This is a genomic window from Actinophytocola sp. (assembly GCF_050699915.1).
Taxonomy (GTDB): Bacteria; Actinomycetota; Actinomycetes; order Mycobacteriales; family Pseudonocardiaceae; genus Actinophytocola.
In genome coordinates this window covers 14,617-31,951 of record NZ_JBOHGA010000058.1, presented here as the reverse complement: position 1 = coordinate 31,951, position 17,335 = coordinate 14,617, and the positions used below count along the sequence as shown (strand labels likewise).

Below are 17,335 nucleotides of genomic sequence, written 5' to 3'. Positions count from 1 at the left end.
CCGCGGACCCGCGCGCCCGTGCCGACATCGGCCGGGCCGCGGCCCGGCTCGAGATGTTCGTCGGCGGGCCGGTGCGGGTCGCGTACGCCACGGCTCGGCCGCGGATCGAGGACGTGGCGGCCGGGTGCGCGGTGGCGTCGTGGTTCCTCGCACCCGGGCTGTTCCACCGCCTCGCCGCGGCGAGCGGAGCCGCCGTCGTGGCCGAGCCACTCGGCGCGCACCCCCGGGTGGCGGATCTCATCGTGCGGCGGTACCGAACGGGAATCACCCGGGTTGAACGCCACTTCTGATCCCAGCCACGTCGACCGCGCGTGCCGGGCGTTGAGCGCCAGCTGACCGGCTGGCCGGATCCGGGTTCCTCGACTGCGAGTGGTGGCTCAACCGGCGTCAGGGACCGTGTCCAGCAGTTCGGCGGCGAGGTCGGCGGCCGGGGCGGCGAGCGTGGACTCGATGGCATGGAACATCTTCTGGGCCGGGATCGCCGGCCAGTCCTCGGGGAGGTGGCGTACCGGCAGTCGCGGATCCTTGCGGATGACTCGCAGCCACTCGGTCACGATCGACAGGTGGGAGGCGAGCGGATCGTCCTGGAAGGGCGGCGCGTAGCTCCAACGGTCCAGAAAGGACCTGTAGCCGGCTGCGATCTGGTCGAGGTCGTAGGCGTCCTCGACGAGCTGGTTCACGTCGGTCAGCTCGTCGAGCTGGACCCGGAACACCCGGACGTGTGCCGCCAAGCCAAGCGACGCCACGATGTCCTCGACCTGGACGTGGCCCGGCGCGATCCACAGGCCGCCCTGCAGCGGGCCGAACCCGGCCCATGTCAGCTTCGAGCGCAGGTCGTGCCGCTGCCGCTGCCACGCTTCCGGCAGGGAGAAGCCGAGCAGCGTCCAGGTGCCGTCCCAGCAGTCGTTGACCGCGCCGGTCGACCAGATCCGGACGTGGCCGTCGCGCAGGATCTCGGTCGTGCGCGGAGTCAGGCCGAAGTACATCCGGCGGCCGTCTCGCTGCCGGCGCAGCAGGCCCCGGTTGACCATGCGGGTGAGTGTCGAGCGTGTCGCGTGCTCGGAGACGCCGAGCCGGGCGAGCACCTCGATGACGCTGCCGGAGAACACGCAGCGCTCACGGTCGAACAGGTAGTCGCCGAGGAAGGTGAGCATCAGCGACTGGGGCCGGGCGTCGTTCACGCTGTCGATGTTAGGCACATTCTTGACGGCTGCAAAACAGGCGCCTAACTTTGGATCCTGCCTCGCATCGCGCTCCTGGTACAAGGAGGTACCCGTGCGTCGACTCCTCCCGCTACTCGCCAGCCTCGCCCTCCTTGCGGCCGGATGCGGTGATGACGCCGGCGACAAAGCCGGCGGCACGATCAAGGTCGGCCAGATCGTCTCGCTCACCGGCAACTACTCGCCCCTCGGCAGCGAGAACCAGAAGTCCGTCAAGCTCGCCGTCGACCAGGTCAACCGGGAGGGCGGAGTGCTCGACCGGCGGATCGAACTCGTGGTCAAGGACGACAGGAGCCAGCCCGAGCAGTCGGTGCTGGCGTTCAACGACCTGCGCGGCGAGGAGGTCGCCGCGGTGATCGGCTCGCCGTTCTCCAACTCCGCGCTGGCCACGATCCCCCTGGTCGACCGGGAGGAGATCCCGTACATGTCGCTGACCCCGGCTGACGAGCAGGTGGATCCGGTGCACCCGTACGTGTTCGTCGTCCCGGCCACCTCGGCCACCTACGCCGAGCGGATCCTGCAGTACCTCCAGGCGTCCAGAGTGTCGACTGTGGCCGTCGCGCACGACACCCGCAGCGCCTACGCGGTGGCGGGCTTCGAGGGCATGGAGGCGAAGGCCGACGAGTATGGCATCGAGCTGGTGGCGACCGAGGAGTTCACCACCGACGCCACCGAGTTCGGCGCCGTCTTCGGCCACGTGCGGTCCTCGGGCGCGCAGGGGCTGGTGGTGTGGGCGACCGGCCCGCCCGCGGTCGCCCTCACCAAGCAGTACGCCAGCGCCGGCCTGGACATCCCGCTGGTGCTCACCGGGGCGCAGGCCAGCAAGCTGTTCCTGGACCCGGTCGGTGCCGCGGCCGAGGGCACGATCGTGGCCAGCTCCATCGGAGTCGTCGGCCCACACCTGCCCGACGGCGACCAGAAGGCCGCGGTCGACGAGCTGACCGCGTCGTTCACCGACGAGTACGGCTATCCGCCGCCGCAGTTCGCCCAGGACGGGTACAGCGCGGTCAAGCTGCTCGTCGCGGCGATCGAGCAGGCGGGCAGCACCGAGCCGGCGGACGTCCAGGCCGCGCTGCAGGACCTGACGCTGGTCACCCCGAACGGGAAGTACACCTACGGCGCCGACGACCACGCCGGCCTCGGCCCGGAGTTCATCTCGATCAACACGGTGACGAAGGGGCAGTTCGTGCCGACCGAGTGGGCAAGCGAGCAGCTGGCCGGACTGGGCTCGTGACACTGCTCCACGGGGACGGGCTGCGGCGCTCGTTCGACGGGGTGCTCGCCGTGCGCGACGTCGACCTCGAGGTCGCGCACGGCGAGCTGCGGGCGGTGATCGGCCCCAACGGCGCCGGAAAGTCCACGCTGTTCAACCTCATCGGCGGGCAGCTGCGGGCCGACGCGGGCACGGTCACCTACGACGGTCAGCGAATCGACCGGTGGCCGCCGCACCGCCGGGCCATGGGCGGGATCGCGGTGGTGTTCCAGGGCGCGCGCGTCTTCCGCGGCATGACAGTGCTGGAGAACGTCATGGTCGGCGCGCACGGGACGACCCGGTCGGGGTTCCTCGCGGCGGTGTCCCGTCTCCCGCGGCACCGCCGTGAGGAACGGGAGATCCTTGCCACGGCACGGGAATGTCTCGACCGGACCGGATTGGCGGAGTGGGCGGACCGGCCGGCGGACACGCTGCCACTCGGCCAGCAGCGCGGACTGCAGCTGGCCAGGGCGCTGTGCGGCCGGCCGCGCCTGCTGTTGCTCGACGAGCCGGCGTCGGGCCTGCGGGCGGGCGAGCGGGCGGCGCTCGCCTCGCTCATCGAGAGCCTGCGGGCCGGCGGGCTGACCATGCTGCTCGTCGAGCACGACGTGGCGTTCGTGACCCGGCTGGCCGACCGGGTCACCGTGCTCGACCTCGGCCAGGTGATCGCCGAGGGCACGCCGGCCGAGATCCGGACCGACGAGCGGGTGGTCGCCGCGTACCTGGGTGACGAGGTTTCGGCGTGACGGTCATCGAGGTGTCGGAGCTGACCGTCCGCTACGGCGCCGCGGTCGCGGTCGACGGCGTCAGCCTGACCGTCGAGCCCGGGGAGCTCGTCGCGCTGATCGGGCCGAACGGCGCCGGGAAGTCCACCGTGGTGAACACGCTGTCCGGGCTCGTCGCGCCGGCGTCGGGTTCGGTCGCCGTGCGGGGACGGCTCGCACACGTACCGGAGGGTCGGCAGGTGTTCGGCGAGCTGACCGTCGAGGACAACCTGCGCCTCGGCGGGTGGCGGTACAAGGAGCGGGACACCGCGCCGATATTCGCCGTGCTCCCGAAGCTGGTGGAGCTGCGGCACCGGCGGGCCGGGCTGCTCTCCGGTGGGGAACAGCAGATGGTCGCGGTCGGCCGGGCGCTGATGAGCAGGCCGGACGTGCTGGTGGTCGACGAGCTGTCGCTTGGCCTCGCGCCGCTCGTGGTAGCCGACCTGGTGGCGCACCTGAAGGAGCTCAACACCACGGGTGGGCTGGCGGTGCTGCTGATCGAGCAGAACGCCCGCCTGGCGCTGGACCTGTGCTCGCGGGCCTACGTCCTGGAGGCCGGCCGGATCGTCGCCGAGGGCCCGTCCGCCGAGCTGGCGGCGAGTGACCGGGTGTCGGGTGCCTACCTTGGCGGGGTGGTCGCCGATGGGTGAGCTGGTGGGGTACCTGATCACCGGGTTGGGGACCGGGTGTGGGTTCGCGTTGGTGGGCAGCGGGCTGGTGGCGATCTACCGGGTCACCCGGGTGGTGAACTTCGCGCAGGGGGCGTTCGCGGTGATTGGCGCGATGTGTGCGTCGACACTGCTTGCCGTTGTGCCGCACGGGATCGGGGAGCTGTTGGCGATCGCGGTCGCGGCTCTGGTCGGGTTGCTGGTCGGGCTGGTGGCGATCGGGCGGCCGGGGACGTCGCCGCAGTCGGCGCTGATCGTCACGTTGGGGCTGGCGGTCTTCGCCTACGCGGTCGAGGTGCTGGTCTGGGATGACCAACCGCGCTCGTTCGCCGGGCTGCCGGGCGCGGTGTCGGTTTTCGACACCCGGGTGCAGACCCACTACCTGCTGATCATCGGCGTCACCGTGCCGGTGTTCGTTGGCATGGCGGCGTTCTTCACGCGCACGGACGTCGGCAAGGCGCTCACCGCGTGTGCGTCGAACCCGTACGCCGCCCGAGTGGTCGGCATCGACGTTCGGCGGATGGGGCTGCTGGCGTTCGCGATCGGCGGCGCGCTCGGCGGGCTGGCCGGAGTGTTGGTGACGCCGGTCCAGCAGATCACCTTCGACGCCGACGTCACGCTGATCGTGAACGGCTTCGCGGCGGCCATCCTCGGCGGGCTGACCCGGCCCGCGGTCGCACTCGCCGGCGGGCTGCTGCTCGGCGTCACGCAGGCGTTGGTGGCGGGGTACGGGAACGCGGCGCACCAGACCGAGGTCGCGCTCGGGCTGATGCTGGCGGTGATGATCTGGCGCGCCGCCCGCCGGCCCGCGGCCCTGGAGGAACCGGCATGAGGTCCGTACTCAAGGCCCTCACCGGCCGCGATGATCCGGCCGGCCGCACCGCACCCGGCCGCGTGAGGCTGGTGCTGCTTCTCGCCGTCGCGGCTGTCACCCTCGCCCTGCCCTCCTTCGCGGACAGGCAGGCGCTCGCGATCTACATCCTGGCCGGCCTTGCCGCCATGGTCACCGTCGGGCTGTCGCTGCTCATGGGGTACGCCGGTCAGATCTCGCTCGGCCAGGCATCGTTCTACGCGATCGGTGCCTACACCGCGGGGCTGCTCACGGTGCACGGCGCTCCCCCGCTGCTGGGCCTGCTGGCCGCACCGATGCTGGCCGCCACGTTCGCCGCGGTCGTCGGCATCGGGCTGTTGCGGCTGCGAGGGCACTACCTCGCGTTCGCCACGCTGGCCCTGCAGCTGATCTTGCTGTCCGTGCTGGCCCAGTCGGAGTGGGCGGGCGGCGCGATCGGCCTGCAGGGCATTCCGAGACTCTCGGTCGGCGAGGTCGAGCTCGACGAGGACGTCCACTACGCCTACCTCGTCTGGTCCGGGCTCGCCGTCACCCTGCTGGTGGCGTACAACCTCGTGCACTCGCGGGCCGGGCGCGGCCTGCGTGCGCTGGCGACCAGCGAGGTCGCGGCGGCCGCCAGCGGGGTGCCGGTCGGCCGGTACCGGCTGGCGGTGTTCGCGATGTCGGCCGCGTTCGCCGGACTCGCCGGCGGGATCTACGCGTTCTACCTCGGCTACCTCGGACCCGGCTCGTTCCCGGTGCTGCTGTCGATCGAGTACGTGGTGATGGCCGTGATCGGCGGGCTCGGCACGGTGACCGGCGGGGTCGTCGGCGCGGTGGCGATCGTGATGCTCGTCCAACTGCTCAACGACATCGGCACCCAACCGGGCATGCCGAGCTTCGCGCCCAGCGTGCTCTCCTACGCGGTCTACGGGCTGCTGCTGGTGATCGTCGTGCTGTACCTGCCGCGGGGTCTCGTACCCGCGCTGCGAAGGGAGCGATCGTGAAGGTTCTCCTCGCGGCCACGCTCGTGGCCGGACTGCTGTCCCCGACCGCCACCACCGAACCGTGCCATGTGGAGGGAACGCTGCCGAGCGGGGCGACCTACCTGATGGACGTGCCGGCCGACTGGAACCGGACCGTCCTGCTGTACAGCCACGGCTACACCCCGGACGGCGCACCCAACCCGGCACAGAACGCGCCGGGCGGCGCGACCCGGGACGTCCTGCTCGACCAGGGCTACGCGCTGATCGGCTCGTCCTACGCCGAGACCGGCTGGGTCCTGGAGCGGGCCTTGCCCGACCAGGTGTCCACCTTGAACGAGTTCGTCCAGCGGTTCGGCCGGCCGGAGCAGGCGATCGCCTGGGGCACCTCACTCGGCGGGATGATCACCACGGGTCTGGCCGAGCGGTACGGCCGCCGGTTCGCCGGGGCGCTCGCCATGTGCGGGCTCGAGCACGGCGGCGTGGCCAACTGGAACAACACGCTCGACCCGGTGTTCGCCGTTCGCACGCTGCTCGCCCCCGGCTCGACCGCGCCGTTGGTGGACCTGCCGGACCAGGCCACCGCGCTCGCCACGGCCGCGGAGCTGACCGCCGCGCTCGACGCGGCCCAGGCCACCCCCACCGGCCGGGCCAGGACCGCGCTGGCCGCGGCACTGCACAACATCCCGGCCTGGACCGACGCCACCGCCCCCGAGCCGCCACCCGGTGACCACGAGGCGGCACAACGCAACCAGTACGCCGCGCTGCGCGGCACCGTCTACGTCGGACTGTCCTGGCGGCAGGAGGCCGAGGCCTGGGCCGGTGGCAACATGTCCTGGAACACGGGCGTCGACTACGGCCGGATGCTCGCCCGCTCGTCGATCCGAAACGAGGTCGAGGCGCTCTACGCCCGCGCCGGCCTGTCGCTGGCGAAGGACCTGGCCGCACTGGCCCACGCGCCCCGCATCTCCGCCGACCCGCACGCGGTCCGCTACCTGGCCCGCAACCTGTCCTTCACCGGCCGGCTGCCGATCCCCCTGCTCACCATCCACACGACCGGTGACGCGCTGGTGCCGGTGCAGGTCGAGCGCGCCTACGCCGACGCCGTGCACGAGTCCGGCCGCGACCGGTTGCTGCGCCAGGCGTTCGTGCACCGCGGCGGACACTGCTCGTTCACCACCGGCGAGATGCTCGCCGGCCTGCGGGCCCTGGAACAGCGCATCGACAGCCGACACTGGCCGAGCACCGGACCGTACGCGCTGAACCAGTCCGCCGAGCAGCTCGATCCGGCCGCCGACCACGCCTACCTGACCTACCGGCCGGCGCCCTACCCACGGCCGTTCGACCTGGCCCACTGAGAGGAAGCATCGTGGATCTCACCGCACGGGTGGCCGTCGTGACCGGCGCCGGCCGCGGCCTCGGGCTCGCCTACGCCTCCGCGCTCGCCGCGGCAGGCGCCAACGTGGTCGTCAACGACGCCGACTCCGACGCCGCGGCGGGCGTCGTGTCGCGGATCGTCGGCGCGGGCGGGAAGGCCGTGGCCGAGCCGGGCGCAGTCGGCCCGACCGAGGTCGCCGAGCGGCTGGTCGAGCGCGCGGTCGAGGAGTACGGCCGGATCGACGTGCTGGTCACCAACGCCGGCGTGCTCCGCGACCGGATGCTGTGGAAGATGTCCGACGAGGAGTTCGACACGGTCCTCGACGTGCACCTGCGCGGCACGTTCACCTGCGTGCGCGCCGCCGTGCGGCGGATGCGGAAGCAGGGCTGGGAAAACGGCGCCGGCGGCCGGATCGTCGTGGTCGGCTCGCCGGCCGGGCAGCGCGGCAACATCGGCCAGACCAACTACTCGGCCGCGAAGGCCGGCATCGTCGGGATGGTGCGGACCTGGTCGATGGAGTGCGCCAGAGCCGGGATCACGGTGAACGCGATCGTCCCGGTCGCCGCCACCGCGATGACCGCGACGATGCCGGCGTTCGCCCCCTTCATCGAGGCGTGGCAGAACGACGGCGTCCCGCTGCCGGCGTGGCTGCGGGCCGGGGAGGGCTTCGGCACGCCGGAGGACGCGGCCGGCCTGGTGGTGTTCCTGGCCTCCGCCGAAGCGGAGACGGTGACCGGCCAGGTGATCGGGATCGGCGGGGACAAGCTGTCGCTGTGGACCCACCCGGAGGAGGTCACGGTGTCCTACCGGCACGGCGGCTGGACCGCGGACGCGATCGCCGAGACCTGGGCCTCGACCGTGGGCCGCAACCCGCAACAGGTCGGCATCCCGGCACCGGCGGTACCCTCATGAACGATGGCGTGAACACCGACGACCTGGTCGCCATCGACACCCACGTGCATGTCGAGGTGTCCGCCGCCGGCCACCCATCGCTGCCCGACCACCTGATGAGCGGGTCGGCGCAGTACTTCAAGGTAGCCGGCGCCCGCACGATGGCAGTGCCGGAACTCGCCGCCTACTACCGGGAACGGCGGATGGCCGCGGTCGTGTTCACCGTCGACGCGGAGACCGCGACCGGACACCCGCCGGTGTCCAGCGAGGAGATCGCCGAGGCGTGCGCCGAGTTTCCCGACACGCTGATCCCGTTCGCCAGTGTCGACCCGTGGCGCGGCCGGGCCGCTGTCCGGCAGGCGCGCCTGCTGATCGAGCGATACGGCGTGCACGGGTTCAAGTTCCACCCGAGCCTGCAGGCCTTCCACCCCAACGACCGCATGGCCTACCCGCTCTACGAGTTGCTGCAGGACGCCGGCATGATCGCGCTGTTCCACAGTGGACAGACTGGTATCGGCGCCGGGGTTCGTGGTGGTGCCGGGATCCGGCTCAAGCACTCGAACCCGCTGTCCGTCGACGACGTCGCGGCCGACTTCCCGGACCTGAGGATCGTGCTCGCGCACCCGTCGTTCCCGTGGCAGGACGAGGCGCTGGCGGTCGCCACGCACAAGCCGCTGGTGCACGTCGACCTGTCCGGCTGGTCCCCGAAGTACTTCCCGCCCCAACTCGTGCGGTACGCCAACACGTTGCTCAAGCACAAGGTGCTGTTCGGTTCGGACTTCCCGGTCATCACACCGGACCGCTGGCTGGCCGACTTCGCCGACCTGGACATCAAGCCGGAGGTCCGGCCGATGATCCTCAAGCACAACGCCGCCCGGCTGCTCGGGCTCGAGACTCACGAGGAGTGACCACGTGCGTCCTGCGCCGCGTCCGGCGATCAACCATCACAGTGGAGGTGACCGGTGACCACCGTCGTCAACGGCTTGGCCGAACTGAAGGCCCTCGCCGGCCGGGAGCTGGAACCCAGCTCCTGGCACGAGATCACCCAGGCGCAGATCGACCTGTTCGCCGACGCCACCGGCGACCACCGATGGATCCACGTCGACCCTTCACGTGCCGCGACAGGCCCGTTCGGCGGCACCATCGCGCACGGCTACCTGACCCTGTCGCTGATCATTCCACTATGGACCGAACTGCTGCGGATCGACGGCATCCGGATGGCGGTGAACTACGGCCTCAACAAGGTCCGCCTCCCCGCCCCCGTCCCGGCCGGGGCGAAGGTCCGCCTCGCGGCCCGGATGACCGCGGTCGACGACCTGGACGAGAACGGCGCGCAGACCACAGTGGACTTCACGATGGAGCTCGAGGGCGCCGAGAAACCCGCAGTCGTCGCACAGGCCGTCTATCGCTACTACTCCTAGTACTAGCCGCTCTGGATCGCCTGCCGGACCTGTCTCGCGATTTCGGCATCTTCGCGAGCGGTGATCACCAGGGTTGTGGTGGCCGCGCCGGTGGCGGTGATGTTCGTGTCCCCGTCGGCGGTTTCGTTCGCCGCCCGGTCCACGCGCACGCCGAGAAAGCCGAGTCCGGCAGCCGCGGCGTCGCGCACGGACGGTTGGTGTTCCCCGACGCCGCCGGTGAAGACGAGCGCGTCGAGGCCGTCCATGGCGGCCGCCATGCCCGCGATCTCGCGGCGCAGTCGGTGGAGGTACACGTCGAGCGCCAGCGAGTGGTCCGGGTCGTGGGATCCGACCAGTTCCCGGACATCTCCGCTGCCGCCGGTCAGGCCGGCAAGGCCGGACCGGTGCTCGAGAGTGTCGCCCAGTTCGTCTACATCCAGTCCGGCGTGGCGAAGCAGCCACAGCAACAGGCCCGGATCGATGGTGCCGGACCGCGTTGCCATCACCAGGCCCGCGAGCGGCGTGAAGCCCATCGTCGTGTCGACCGACCGGCCGGCGGCCGCGGCCGCGAGCGATGCGCCGGCACCGAGGTGGCAGCTCACCACGCGCAGTTCGTCGCGATGGAGCATCGCGGCGGCCCGGCGGGCGATGTAGGCGTGGGACAGGCCGTGGAAGCCGTAGCGGCGCAACCCCCATCGCCGGTTCCAGTCGCGGGGCAGCGCGTAGGTCGCGGCCGCGGCGGGCAGGTCGTGGTGGAAGGCCGTGTCGAAGCACGCCACCACCGGCACGTCGAGAACCTCGGAGACCGCGTCGATGCCGGCCACACCGCGCGGCTGGTGCAGCGGAGCCAGCTCGCTCAGGGCGGCGATCCGGTCCCGGACGTCGCCGTCCAGCACCACGGGCCCGGTGAACTCGGCGCCACCATGGACGATGCGGTGGCCCACCGCGTCCACGTGGTCCAGACCGCCGACGAACTCGGTGAGCTCATCAGTCTGTCCGCCGGCCCAGTCGTCGAGGTCGAGGTGCGCCACGACGTCGTCGTCCGGGTCGAGCAGCCGCACCTTCAGGCTGGACGAGCCGGCGTTGACGACCAGGACGTACATCAGTACGGCCAGGTCCAGTCGCGGACCTCGGGTAGGTCCTCGCCGTGGGTTCGGGTCCACTCGTGGTGCCGGGCGCGCATGTCCTGCATCCGCTGGCGCAGCATCGCGGTCTCCGCGCCGAGGTCGGGCACCCGGTCGAGCACGTCCATGACCAGCTTGAAGCGGTCCATGTCGTTCAGCACGAGCATGTCGAACGGGGTGGTGGTCGTGCCCTCCTCCTTGTAGCCGCGGACGTGGATGTTGTGGTGGTTGGTGCGGCGGTAGGTCAGCCGGTGGATCAGCCAGGGATAGCCGTGGTAGGCGAAGATCACCGGCTGGTCCTTGGTGAACACCGCGTCGAACTCGTGGTCGGTCATGCCGTGCGGGTGTTCGGAGTTGGGCTGCAGCCGCATCAGGTCGACGACGTTGACGACCCGCACGCGCAGCCCGGGCAGGTGCTCGCGCAGCAGCGCCACCGCCGCCATCACCTCGAGAGTGGGTGCGTCGCCCGCGCAGGCGAGTACGACGTCGGGCTCACCACTCTGCTCGTTGCCGGCCCAGTCCCAGATTCCCGCGCCGCGCGTGCTGTGCAGGACGGCCTCGTCCATCGGCAGCCAGTCGGGAGTCTCGTTCTTGCCCGCCACGACGACGTTGACGTAGTCGTGGCTGCGCAGGCAGTGGTCGGTGACCGAGAGCAGCGTGTTCGTGTCGGGCGGCAGGTAGACCCTGATCACCTCCGCCTTCTTGTTCACCACGTGGTCGATGAAGCCGGGGTCCTGGTGGGAGAAGCCGTTGTGGTCCTGCCGCCACACATGCGAGGTCAGCAGGTAGTTCAGTGAGGCGATCGGCCGCCGCCACGGCAGCTGTTTGCTGGACTTGAGCCACTTGGCGTGCTGGTTGAACATCGAGTCGACGATGTGGATGAACGCCTCGTAGCACGAGAACAGCCCGTGCCGGCCGGTCAGCAGGTAGCCCTCCAGCCACCCCTGGCACAGGTGCTCGGAGAGCACCTCGAGCACACGACCGTCCGGGGTGAGGTGCTCGTCGACCGGCAGCACCTCGGCCTGCCACTGCTTGCCGGTGGCCTCGTAGACGGCGTCGAGCCGGTTGGACGCGGTCTCGTCCGGCCCGAACATGCGGAAGTTGCGGCGTTCGGCGTTGCCGACGATCACCTCACGCAGGAACCGACCGAGCACCCGGGTCGGCTCCGAAGCCGTCGCTCCGTGGCCGGCCGCGGAGCTGGCGAACTCGCGGAAGTCGGGCATGGCGAGCGGCCGCAGCAGCAGTCCGCCGTTGGCGTGCGGGTTGGCTCCCATCCGCCGATCGCCCCGCGGCACCGCCCTGAGCAGGTCGGGAACCGGTCGCCCGTGGTCGTCGAACAGCTCGTCGGGCCGGTAGGAACGTATCCACTCCTCGAGCAGCGCCAGATGCTCGGGGTTTTCCCGCACGGTCGCGAGCGGCACCTGATGCGCGCGCCAGGTGTCCGCCACCGGCAGACCGTCCACTTCCGACGGACCGGTCCAGCCCTTGGGCGTGCGCAGCACGATCATCGGCCAGCGCGGGCGATCCGTGTTTCCGCCCTCACGCGCGGCGTGCTGGATCTGGCGGATCTCGTCGAACACCTCGTCGAGGGTGGTCGCCATGTCCCGATGCATCCGCGCCGGGTCGGCGCCACTGACGTAGCGAGGGGCATGGCCGTAGCCGCGCAGCAGAGCGTCCAGCTCGTCGTGCGGGATGCGAGCCAGGACGGTCGGGTTGGCGATCTTGTATCCGTTGAGGTGCAGGATCGGGAGGACCGCGCCGTCGTGCACGGGGTCGAGGAACTTGTTCGCGTGCCAGCTCGTGGCCAGCGGCCCGGTCTCCGCCTCGCCGTCTCCCACGACACACGCGACGACGAGGTCCGGGTTGTCGAACGCCGCCCCGTACGCGTGCGCCAGCGAGTAGCCGAGCTCACCGCCCTCGTGAATCGAGCCGGGCACCTCGGGCGCCACGTGGCTGGGCACCCCGCCGGGGAAGGAGAACTGGCGGAAGAGCACCCGCATGCCGTCCTCGTCGCGTGGCACCGCGGGGTTGGTCTCCGAGTAGCTGCCTTCGAGCCAGGTGTGCGCGAGCAGGCCGGGCCCGCCGTGGCCGGGGCCGATGACGTACATGACGTCGGCATCGCGCTCCCGGATGACCCGGTTGAGATGGGCGTAGACGAACGTGAGGCCCGGCGTCGTCCCCCAGTGACCCAGCAGCCGCGGCTTGATGTGCTCGACGGCCAGCGGCTCGCGCAGCAGCGGATTGTCGAGCAGGTAGATCTGCCCCACGGACAGGTAGTTCGCGGCCCGCCAGTTCGCGTCGACACGCCGGAGGACCTCCTGGTCCACTGCCACCGTGCCGGACTCGTTCATGCGGACGCATTCCTAGCCTGCGGTGTGGCGGGCGGTGAGCAAGGCGATGTCGTCCGCGGCGGCGTGCGCACCGACCATCGTGGCCATGATGTGGGCGCCGACGGACTCGGCCGGTTCGTCGTCACCTCGATCGTCCACAGTGGACAACAGTCGCGCTAGGCCGTCGTCGATGGTGGAGTCGCGGCGCTCGACGAGCCCGTCGGTGAACAACGCCACCAGAGCGCCCGGCGGCAGCTCGACCGTGCCGCTGCGACGCCCGTGGATCGCCAGGGCTCGGCCGACCGGCGGTCCCAGCGGGACCTCGGCCAACACCGCCGGCCGGCCGGGGAGGGCTATCACGGGCGGCAGATGTCCAGCCAAGGCGACCCGCATCGTGGACGTGGCCATGTCGATCACCGCGTAGCCCACGGTGGCCATGGTGTTGCGCTCGAAGTGGCTCGCCTTTCGGTCAAGCTTGCCGAGCACGTCGGCGGGGTCGGGAAACTCCAGCGCGTAGGCACGCAGCGCGCTGCGCAGCCGCCCCATCACCACGGCAGCGGCCAGCCCGTTACCCACGACGTCGCCGATGACCAGCCCGAACCGCCGGTCGGACAGGGGCAGCACGTCGTACCAGTCACCGCCGACACCGGCCTCGGTGCCCGGGACGTATCGCGCGGCGAGCTCCCAGCCGGGGACGGCCGGCAGCCGGGAGGGCAGCAGGCTGTCCTGCAGCAAGGTCGTCGCGGCACGTTCGGAACGGGACCGGTAGGCCAGCGCGGCCAACGCCAGCCGGTCGGCCACCAGCTGCAGCGACTCCACCTCCGCGTCGGTGAAGCGGCGAGCCGCTGTGCAACCGATGTGCAGCACACCGGTCAGCTGGCCGCCGGCGATCATCGGCGCGCCGAGCAACGTCCGCAGGCCGCGCTCGGCCAGCAGCGGGTTGACCACCGTGGAGGCGTTGACCTCCTCGAGCGCCATCGGCTCACGCCGGGCCGCGATACGCCCGGCGAACCCGACGCCGACCGGCACCCGCACACCCTGGTAGACCTCCTCCTCGAGGCCCAAGGCCGAGGTCGCCACCAGCTGCTCACCGGCCGGCCCGAGCAGCAGCACCGTCACCGTGTCGACGGCGAACAGCTCCCGCACCCGTCCCAGGAGGACGTCCACCAGCTTGTCGAACTCCAACTCGGCCAACGCACCATCGGTCACGGCTTCCAGCACGCGCCGGCGCAACTCCCCGGGGTCCTCCACCGCCTCACCCTATGCCCCGGCCTCCGTCACTCGCTTGCTCAACAGCGCCGCACCACTGTCCCACCACCGCGGTGGGTGCCCGCCCAGCAAAGGCAGACCTTGCAACACTCCGAGACCGCAAACGCGGCCGAGAAACCTCCAGGCCAGCACGAGCCCGGACCCGCTACGCGGCTTGACCAGCAGCGGTGGTGTCGGGCGGTACAGGCAAAGCCCTGCACCGCGACTCCGGCACATCTCAGCGCCCGACGGACGCGATGACTTTTCGAGGCGGAGCCGGTCAACACTCCCGCGAACGCTTCGTCGACCAAGGAGCTGTCCCATGACCCGCCGAACGCCGGTGACCGAGCTCGACCCACGCTACAGCGAGATCACCGAAGCACATCCCTGGCCGGACACCCTGGACCTGCTGGTGCGAGCGGAGCTGTCCTGGCTGTCCACGGTCCGCCCGGATGGCAAGCCGCACGTCACGCCGCTGCCCGCGGTATGGCACGACGGTGCGCCACATTTCTGCACCGGCCCGGACGAGCGCAAGGCGCGCAACATCGCCGGGAACCCGCACTGCGTACTCACCACCGGGATGAACACGCACTGGGCGGGCGTGGACGTGGTGCTCGAGGGCACCGCCCGACGAATCGTGGATGACGCCACCTTGCACGAGCTTGCCGCCGCCTGGACGGCGAAGTACGGCGAGTTCTGGCGCTACGACGTCGCCGACGGCATGTTCTGGCAGGCCGGCGGGGTCGGTGCGGTGGTGTACCGGGTCGAGCCGGTCACCGCGTTCGCCTTCACCAAAGGGAAAGGAAAGTTCGGCCAGACCCGCTACCGCTTCTGACCGCGGTCCGGTCAGCTCCGCAGGATGAGGGCGGGCATCGGGTAGATGTGGCCCGACCCCACCGTCGTCGGCGCGCTCGCATGGAAGCCACGGTCGCTTGCCCGCACCGAGCTACGGCACGAACGTGGTGGCGGCGGCAACAGGGTGGTGCCTGGCGGACACTACTAGAGCATGACGACCGACGACCCGACCGACGGGCAGCTGTGGTCGAGCGCTGCGGCCGGTAGCGGGGCCGCCTTCGGTGTGCTGTTCGACCGGCATGCCAGGGCGGTGTACAACCACTGCTTCCGGCTCACCGCCTCGTGGTCGGCCGCGGAGGACCTGACGCAGTCGACGTTCCTGCAGGCGTGGCGCAAGCGGACCAAGGTGCGCCTCGAACACGACTCGTCGTTGCCGTGGCTGCTCGCGGTGGCCACCAACGTGGCGCGCAACCACCGCCGCGGCGTGCTGCGCAGGCTACGGCTCGCCGGACGGGTGCCGGCCGAGCACGCGGTCGCCGACCACGCCGACGACGTCGCCGCCCGGGTGGACGACGAACGGCGGATGGCCACGGTGCTGGCCGCCGTGCGCCAGCTGCCGCGCACCCAGCAGGAGGCACTGGCACTCTGCATCTGGTCAGAAGTGTCCTATTCGGACGCTGCTGCAGTGCTGGGCATCGCCGAGGGCAGCGTTCGCGCCCGGGTCAGCAAGGCACGATCCCGGCTCGCGGACGCACTCGCCGTCACGTCTACTCCCGTGGAGCAGCCATGAACCCCACCCTGCCCGCACCCCGCGACCTGCACCCGCACAAGCGAACCCGCATCCGGGCCGAGCTCGAGCGCGCGGTAACCCGCCGGCCGCGCCGAGTCTGGCTGGTGCCCGCCCTCACCGCCTCGGCGGCAGTCGCGGTCGTCCTCGTCACGCTCGTCGTGTGGCCATCCACCCAGGGCGATGACTACCGGATCCCGGCCGGGCCGACACCCACGGCTCCGCCCTCCACCGGGACGTTTTCGCCTCCCATCAGCACGGCTCCGCCACCGCCGGGCGCGCGACCGTCACCGGCGATCCCGGGAGTCTCGCCGGACCGCCGGAACGAGATCGAGCGGAACTGTGCGGGCGAGGCCGGCAAGCAGCGCGCCGTGCTGTACCGGCTGATCGAGGACGCCGCCGGGCGGACCGCGGTGCTCTACACCCCGGACGGCGAGGCCATCGAGTGCCCCTTGGGTGTCGCGGACTCGCTACTCGGCCCAGGCATTGGTGCCCGCGGCCCGTTGGACTGGCTGCCGGGGCCGGTCAGCCTCGACCTGAGCGGAGCCACTCCCGGTGATGGGGCGAATGCCGGGCTGGAGACGGCAATTGGCCGGGTCACCTCCGATGTCGCCCGGGTGACCTACACGACCGGAGGGGTTACCACGGACGCCGTCGTCGACAACGGAACCTACGTCGCGCGCATCCTGCACCCGAACGACTGGGACGCCTCGGAGGCGGAGGCGCGGCAGAACGGCGTGGTGCGGGCCTACGACGCACGCGGCGAGCTGATCGGCACGGTCGATCAGAGCAGGTACTACCTCACCTGCTACCGGGCCCCGGGTGGAGCACTCCTCCCATGGGGCACCAGCGCCGACCCGAGCACCTGCCGCGAGGCGGTGCCCTGGCGCTGATCAGTGTGACCCGGGCCGCGCCTCAGGTCAGCATGATGGTCCGGCCGCATCTCGCGGTTTGACGGTCGTCGGCAGTCTCCACGCCCCGTGATCGCGGCCGCCAGTCGGGCGCGAATCGCGCCTACGGCACCGTTCGCGCGCTATTGCGCTCGACGGCGCGGCTTGCCATCGCCGGGCGCTTGTGTCGAGAAGGCGATGTCGTGCGCGGCTTCGTCATCACGCCCTCGAACCGAGGTGCGCGCCGCCTCCTCACCAGCGGTGGGATGGCTGAACACCATGCTGGTAGCAGGCGCCGGGCCTGTAGCTGCAGCGTCGTTCGAACCGCGGGATGCGGATGTCATTCGGTACTCCTTGAACGTCGTGGCCGCCATCTGGCATCTCGTCGATGCGACGTGGCGGGAAGCGAAGAGTGACCGGTCCGGCGGACTTCACAAACTCGGAACCGGCATCACAGCAACCTGAGCGACAACCGAGTCGGCTCTCAGCGCTGGTACTCCCCACCATACTACGCGAATGTATCCCGCACCGCAGACGGCGGGGCAGCAAGCCGCGCAGGCCCGGCGATGATCCGGAGCGATCCACCCAGCCCGTTTTCTCGACGCGATCACGTGTGCAGGATCATCCAGCCTTACCGGTCATGGCGTCACCGACCGTGTTAGTCTCGGCTTGGCTGCACCGTTCACCGTCACCGATGTCGAGGTAACTCGCCGACATCCCGGTTTCGAACGTTCGCCGAAGGATCCAGCTGTAGGCCCGTCGTGGTCTGCCTGCGG

The 17,335-nt window shown here is 70.9% G+C and carries 17 protein-coding genes; 13 read left to right on the top strand and 4 right to left on the bottom strand.

Going from position 1 to position 17,335, the window contains the following annotated elements; translation table 11 throughout:
- Nucleotides 1-290, top strand: a 290-nt coding sequence (locus tag ACRDSK_RS13395; RefSeq protein WP_431440880.1) for a sirohydrochlorin chelatase, incomplete at its 5' end; no start/stop codon positions are given.
- A gap of 87 nt (nt 291-377) precedes the next feature.
- Here ACRDSK_RS13395 and ACRDSK_RS13390 read toward each other — a convergent pair.
- Nucleotides 378-1,181, bottom strand: coding sequence for a PaaX family transcriptional regulator (locus ACRDSK_RS13390; RefSeq protein WP_431440878.1), 804 nt, complete (start codon nt 1,179-1,181; stop codon nt 378-380).
- Between the two features lie 94 nt (nt 1,182-1,275).
- Between ACRDSK_RS13390 and ACRDSK_RS13385 the strand changes: the two genes are divergently transcribed.
- Genes ACRDSK_RS13385 through ACRDSK_RS13345 form a run of 9 tightly spaced genes read left to right on the top strand, consistent with a single transcriptional unit; the run spans nt 1,276 to nt 9,406 of the window.
- Nucleotides 1,276-2,454: an ABC transporter substrate-binding protein gene (locus tag ACRDSK_RS13385; RefSeq protein WP_431440876.1), complete on the top strand. Its 1,179-nt coding sequence runs from the start codon at nt 1,276-1,278 to the stop codon at nt 2,452-2,454.
- Entirely contained in the window at nt 2,451-3,218 is a 768-nt protein-coding gene (locus tag ACRDSK_RS13380) for an ABC transporter ATP-binding protein (RefSeq protein ID WP_431440875.1), read from the top strand. The genes ACRDSK_RS13385 and ACRDSK_RS13380 overlap by 4 nt, the downstream gene beginning before the upstream one ends.
- A complete protein-coding gene (locus tag ACRDSK_RS13375; RefSeq protein WP_431440873.1) occupies nt 3,215-3,886 on the top strand; it encodes an ABC transporter ATP-binding protein in 672 nt (223 codons plus the stop codon). Before ACRDSK_RS13380 ends, ACRDSK_RS13375 begins: the two co-directional genes overlap by 4 nt.
- On the top strand, nt 3,879-4,736 hold the full coding sequence (locus ACRDSK_RS13370) for a branched-chain amino acid ABC transporter permease (protein ID WP_431440871.1): 858 nt from the start codon (nt 3,879-3,881) through the stop codon (nt 4,734-4,736). Before ACRDSK_RS13375 ends, ACRDSK_RS13370 begins: the two co-directional genes overlap by 8 nt.
- Nucleotides 4,733-5,740, top strand: a complete 1,008-nt coding sequence (locus tag ACRDSK_RS13365) for a branched-chain amino acid ABC transporter permease (RefSeq protein ID WP_431440870.1) — start codon at nt 4,733-4,735, stop codon at nt 5,738-5,740. Before ACRDSK_RS13370 ends, ACRDSK_RS13365 begins: the two co-directional genes overlap by 4 nt.
- Complete coding sequence (locus ACRDSK_RS13360; protein WP_431440868.1) at nt 5,737-7,074, top strand: alpha/beta hydrolase family protein; 1,338 nt, start codon at nt 5,737-5,739, stop codon at nt 7,072-7,074. The genes ACRDSK_RS13365 and ACRDSK_RS13360 overlap by 4 nt, the downstream gene beginning before the upstream one ends.
- An 11-nt stretch (nt 7,075-7,085) precedes the next feature.
- Nucleotides 7,086-8,006, top strand: coding sequence for an SDR family NAD(P)-dependent oxidoreductase (locus ACRDSK_RS13355; RefSeq protein ID WP_431440866.1), 921 nt, complete (start codon nt 7,086-7,088; stop codon nt 8,004-8,006).
- A complete protein-coding gene (locus ACRDSK_RS13350) occupies nt 8,003-8,893 on the top strand; it encodes an amidohydrolase family protein (RefSeq protein ID WP_431440864.1) in 891 nt (296 codons plus the stop codon). The genes ACRDSK_RS13355 and ACRDSK_RS13350 overlap by 4 nt, the downstream gene beginning before the upstream one ends.
- A 54-nt stretch (nt 8,894-8,947) precedes the next feature.
- On the top strand, nt 8,948-9,406 hold the full coding sequence (locus ACRDSK_RS13345) for a MaoC family dehydratase (RefSeq protein ID WP_431440863.1): 459 nt from the start codon (nt 8,948-8,950) through the stop codon (nt 9,404-9,406).
- Nucleotides 9,407-9,408: 2 nt separating this feature from the next.
- On the opposite strand, the gene ACRDSK_RS13340 is transcribed toward ACRDSK_RS13345, so the two are convergent.
- The 3 genes from ACRDSK_RS13340 to ACRDSK_RS13330 are packed head-to-tail and all read right to left on the bottom strand — an operon-like array spanning nt 9,409 to nt 14,090.
- The gene (locus ACRDSK_RS13340) at nt 9,409-10,488 is read right to left on the bottom strand and encodes an acetate/propionate family kinase (RefSeq protein WP_431440861.1); all 1,080 of its coding nucleotides are present in this window, start codon (nt 10,486-10,488) and stop codon (nt 9,409-9,411) included.
- The gene (locus ACRDSK_RS13335) at nt 10,488-12,860 is read right to left on the bottom strand and encodes a phosphoketolase family protein (protein WP_431440858.1); all 2,373 of its coding nucleotides are present in this window, start codon (nt 12,858-12,860) and stop codon (nt 10,488-10,490) included. The genes ACRDSK_RS13340 and ACRDSK_RS13335 overlap by 1 nt, the downstream gene beginning before the upstream one ends.
- Nucleotides 12,861-12,872: 12 nt before the next feature.
- A complete protein-coding gene (locus tag ACRDSK_RS13330; RefSeq protein ID WP_431440856.1) occupies nt 12,873-14,090 on the bottom strand; it encodes a PP2C family protein-serine/threonine phosphatase in 1,218 nt (405 codons plus the stop codon).
- A 319-nt stretch (nt 14,091-14,409) separates the two neighbouring features.
- On the opposite strand from ACRDSK_RS13330, the gene ACRDSK_RS13325 reads away from it, so the two are divergent.
- The 3 genes from ACRDSK_RS13325 (at nt 14,410) to ACRDSK_RS13315 (ending at nt 16,562) form a co-directional block, all read left to right on the top strand.
- Nucleotides 14,410-14,922: a pyridoxamine 5'-phosphate oxidase family protein gene (locus ACRDSK_RS13325; protein ID WP_431440854.1), complete on the top strand. Its 513-nt coding sequence runs from the start codon at nt 14,410-14,412 to the stop codon at nt 14,920-14,922.
- Nucleotides 14,923-15,093: 171 nt separating this feature from the next.
- Nucleotides 15,094-15,672, top strand: coding sequence for an RNA polymerase sigma factor (locus ACRDSK_RS13320; protein ID WP_431440852.1), 579 nt, complete (start codon nt 15,094-15,096; stop codon nt 15,670-15,672).
- On the top strand, nt 15,669-16,562 hold the full coding sequence (locus ACRDSK_RS13315) for a hypothetical protein (protein WP_431440850.1): 894 nt from the start codon (nt 15,669-15,671) through the stop codon (nt 16,560-16,562). Before ACRDSK_RS13320 ends, ACRDSK_RS13315 begins: the two co-directional genes overlap by 4 nt.
- Nucleotides 16,563-17,335 lie beyond the last annotated feature (773 nt).

Excerpts from the sequence above, each read along its gene's own strand:
- ACRDSK_RS13370 (WP_431440871.1), top strand. The coding sequence starts at position 3,879 with ATGGGTGAGCTGGTGGGGTACCTGATCACCGGGTTGGGGACCGGGTGT.
- ACRDSK_RS13365 (WP_431440870.1), top strand. The coding sequence starts at position 4,733 with ATGAGGTCCGTACTCAAGGCCCTCACCGGCCGCGATGATCCGGCCGGC.
- ACRDSK_RS13350 (WP_431440864.1), top strand. The coding sequence starts at position 8,003 with ATGAACGATGGCGTGAACACCGACGACCTGGTCGCCATCGACACCCAC.
- ACRDSK_RS13340 (WP_431440861.1), bottom strand. The coding sequence starts at position 10,488 with ATGTACGTCCTGGTCGTCAACGCCGGCTCGTCCAGCCTGAAGGTGCGG.
- ACRDSK_RS13335 (WP_431440858.1), bottom strand. The coding sequence starts at position 12,860 with ATGAACGAGTCCGGCACGGTGGCAGTGGACCAGGAGGTCCTCCGGCGT.
- ACRDSK_RS13325 (WP_431440854.1), top strand. The coding sequence starts at position 14,410 with ATGACCCGCCGAACGCCGGTGACCGAGCTCGACCCACGCTACAGCGAG.
- ACRDSK_RS13320 (WP_431440852.1), top strand. The coding sequence starts at position 15,094 with ATGACGACCGACGACCCGACCGACGGGCAGCTGTGGTCGAGCGCTGCG.
- ACRDSK_RS13315 (WP_431440850.1), top strand. The coding sequence starts at position 15,669 with ATGAACCCCACCCTGCCCGCACCCCGCGACCTGCACCCGCACAAGCGA.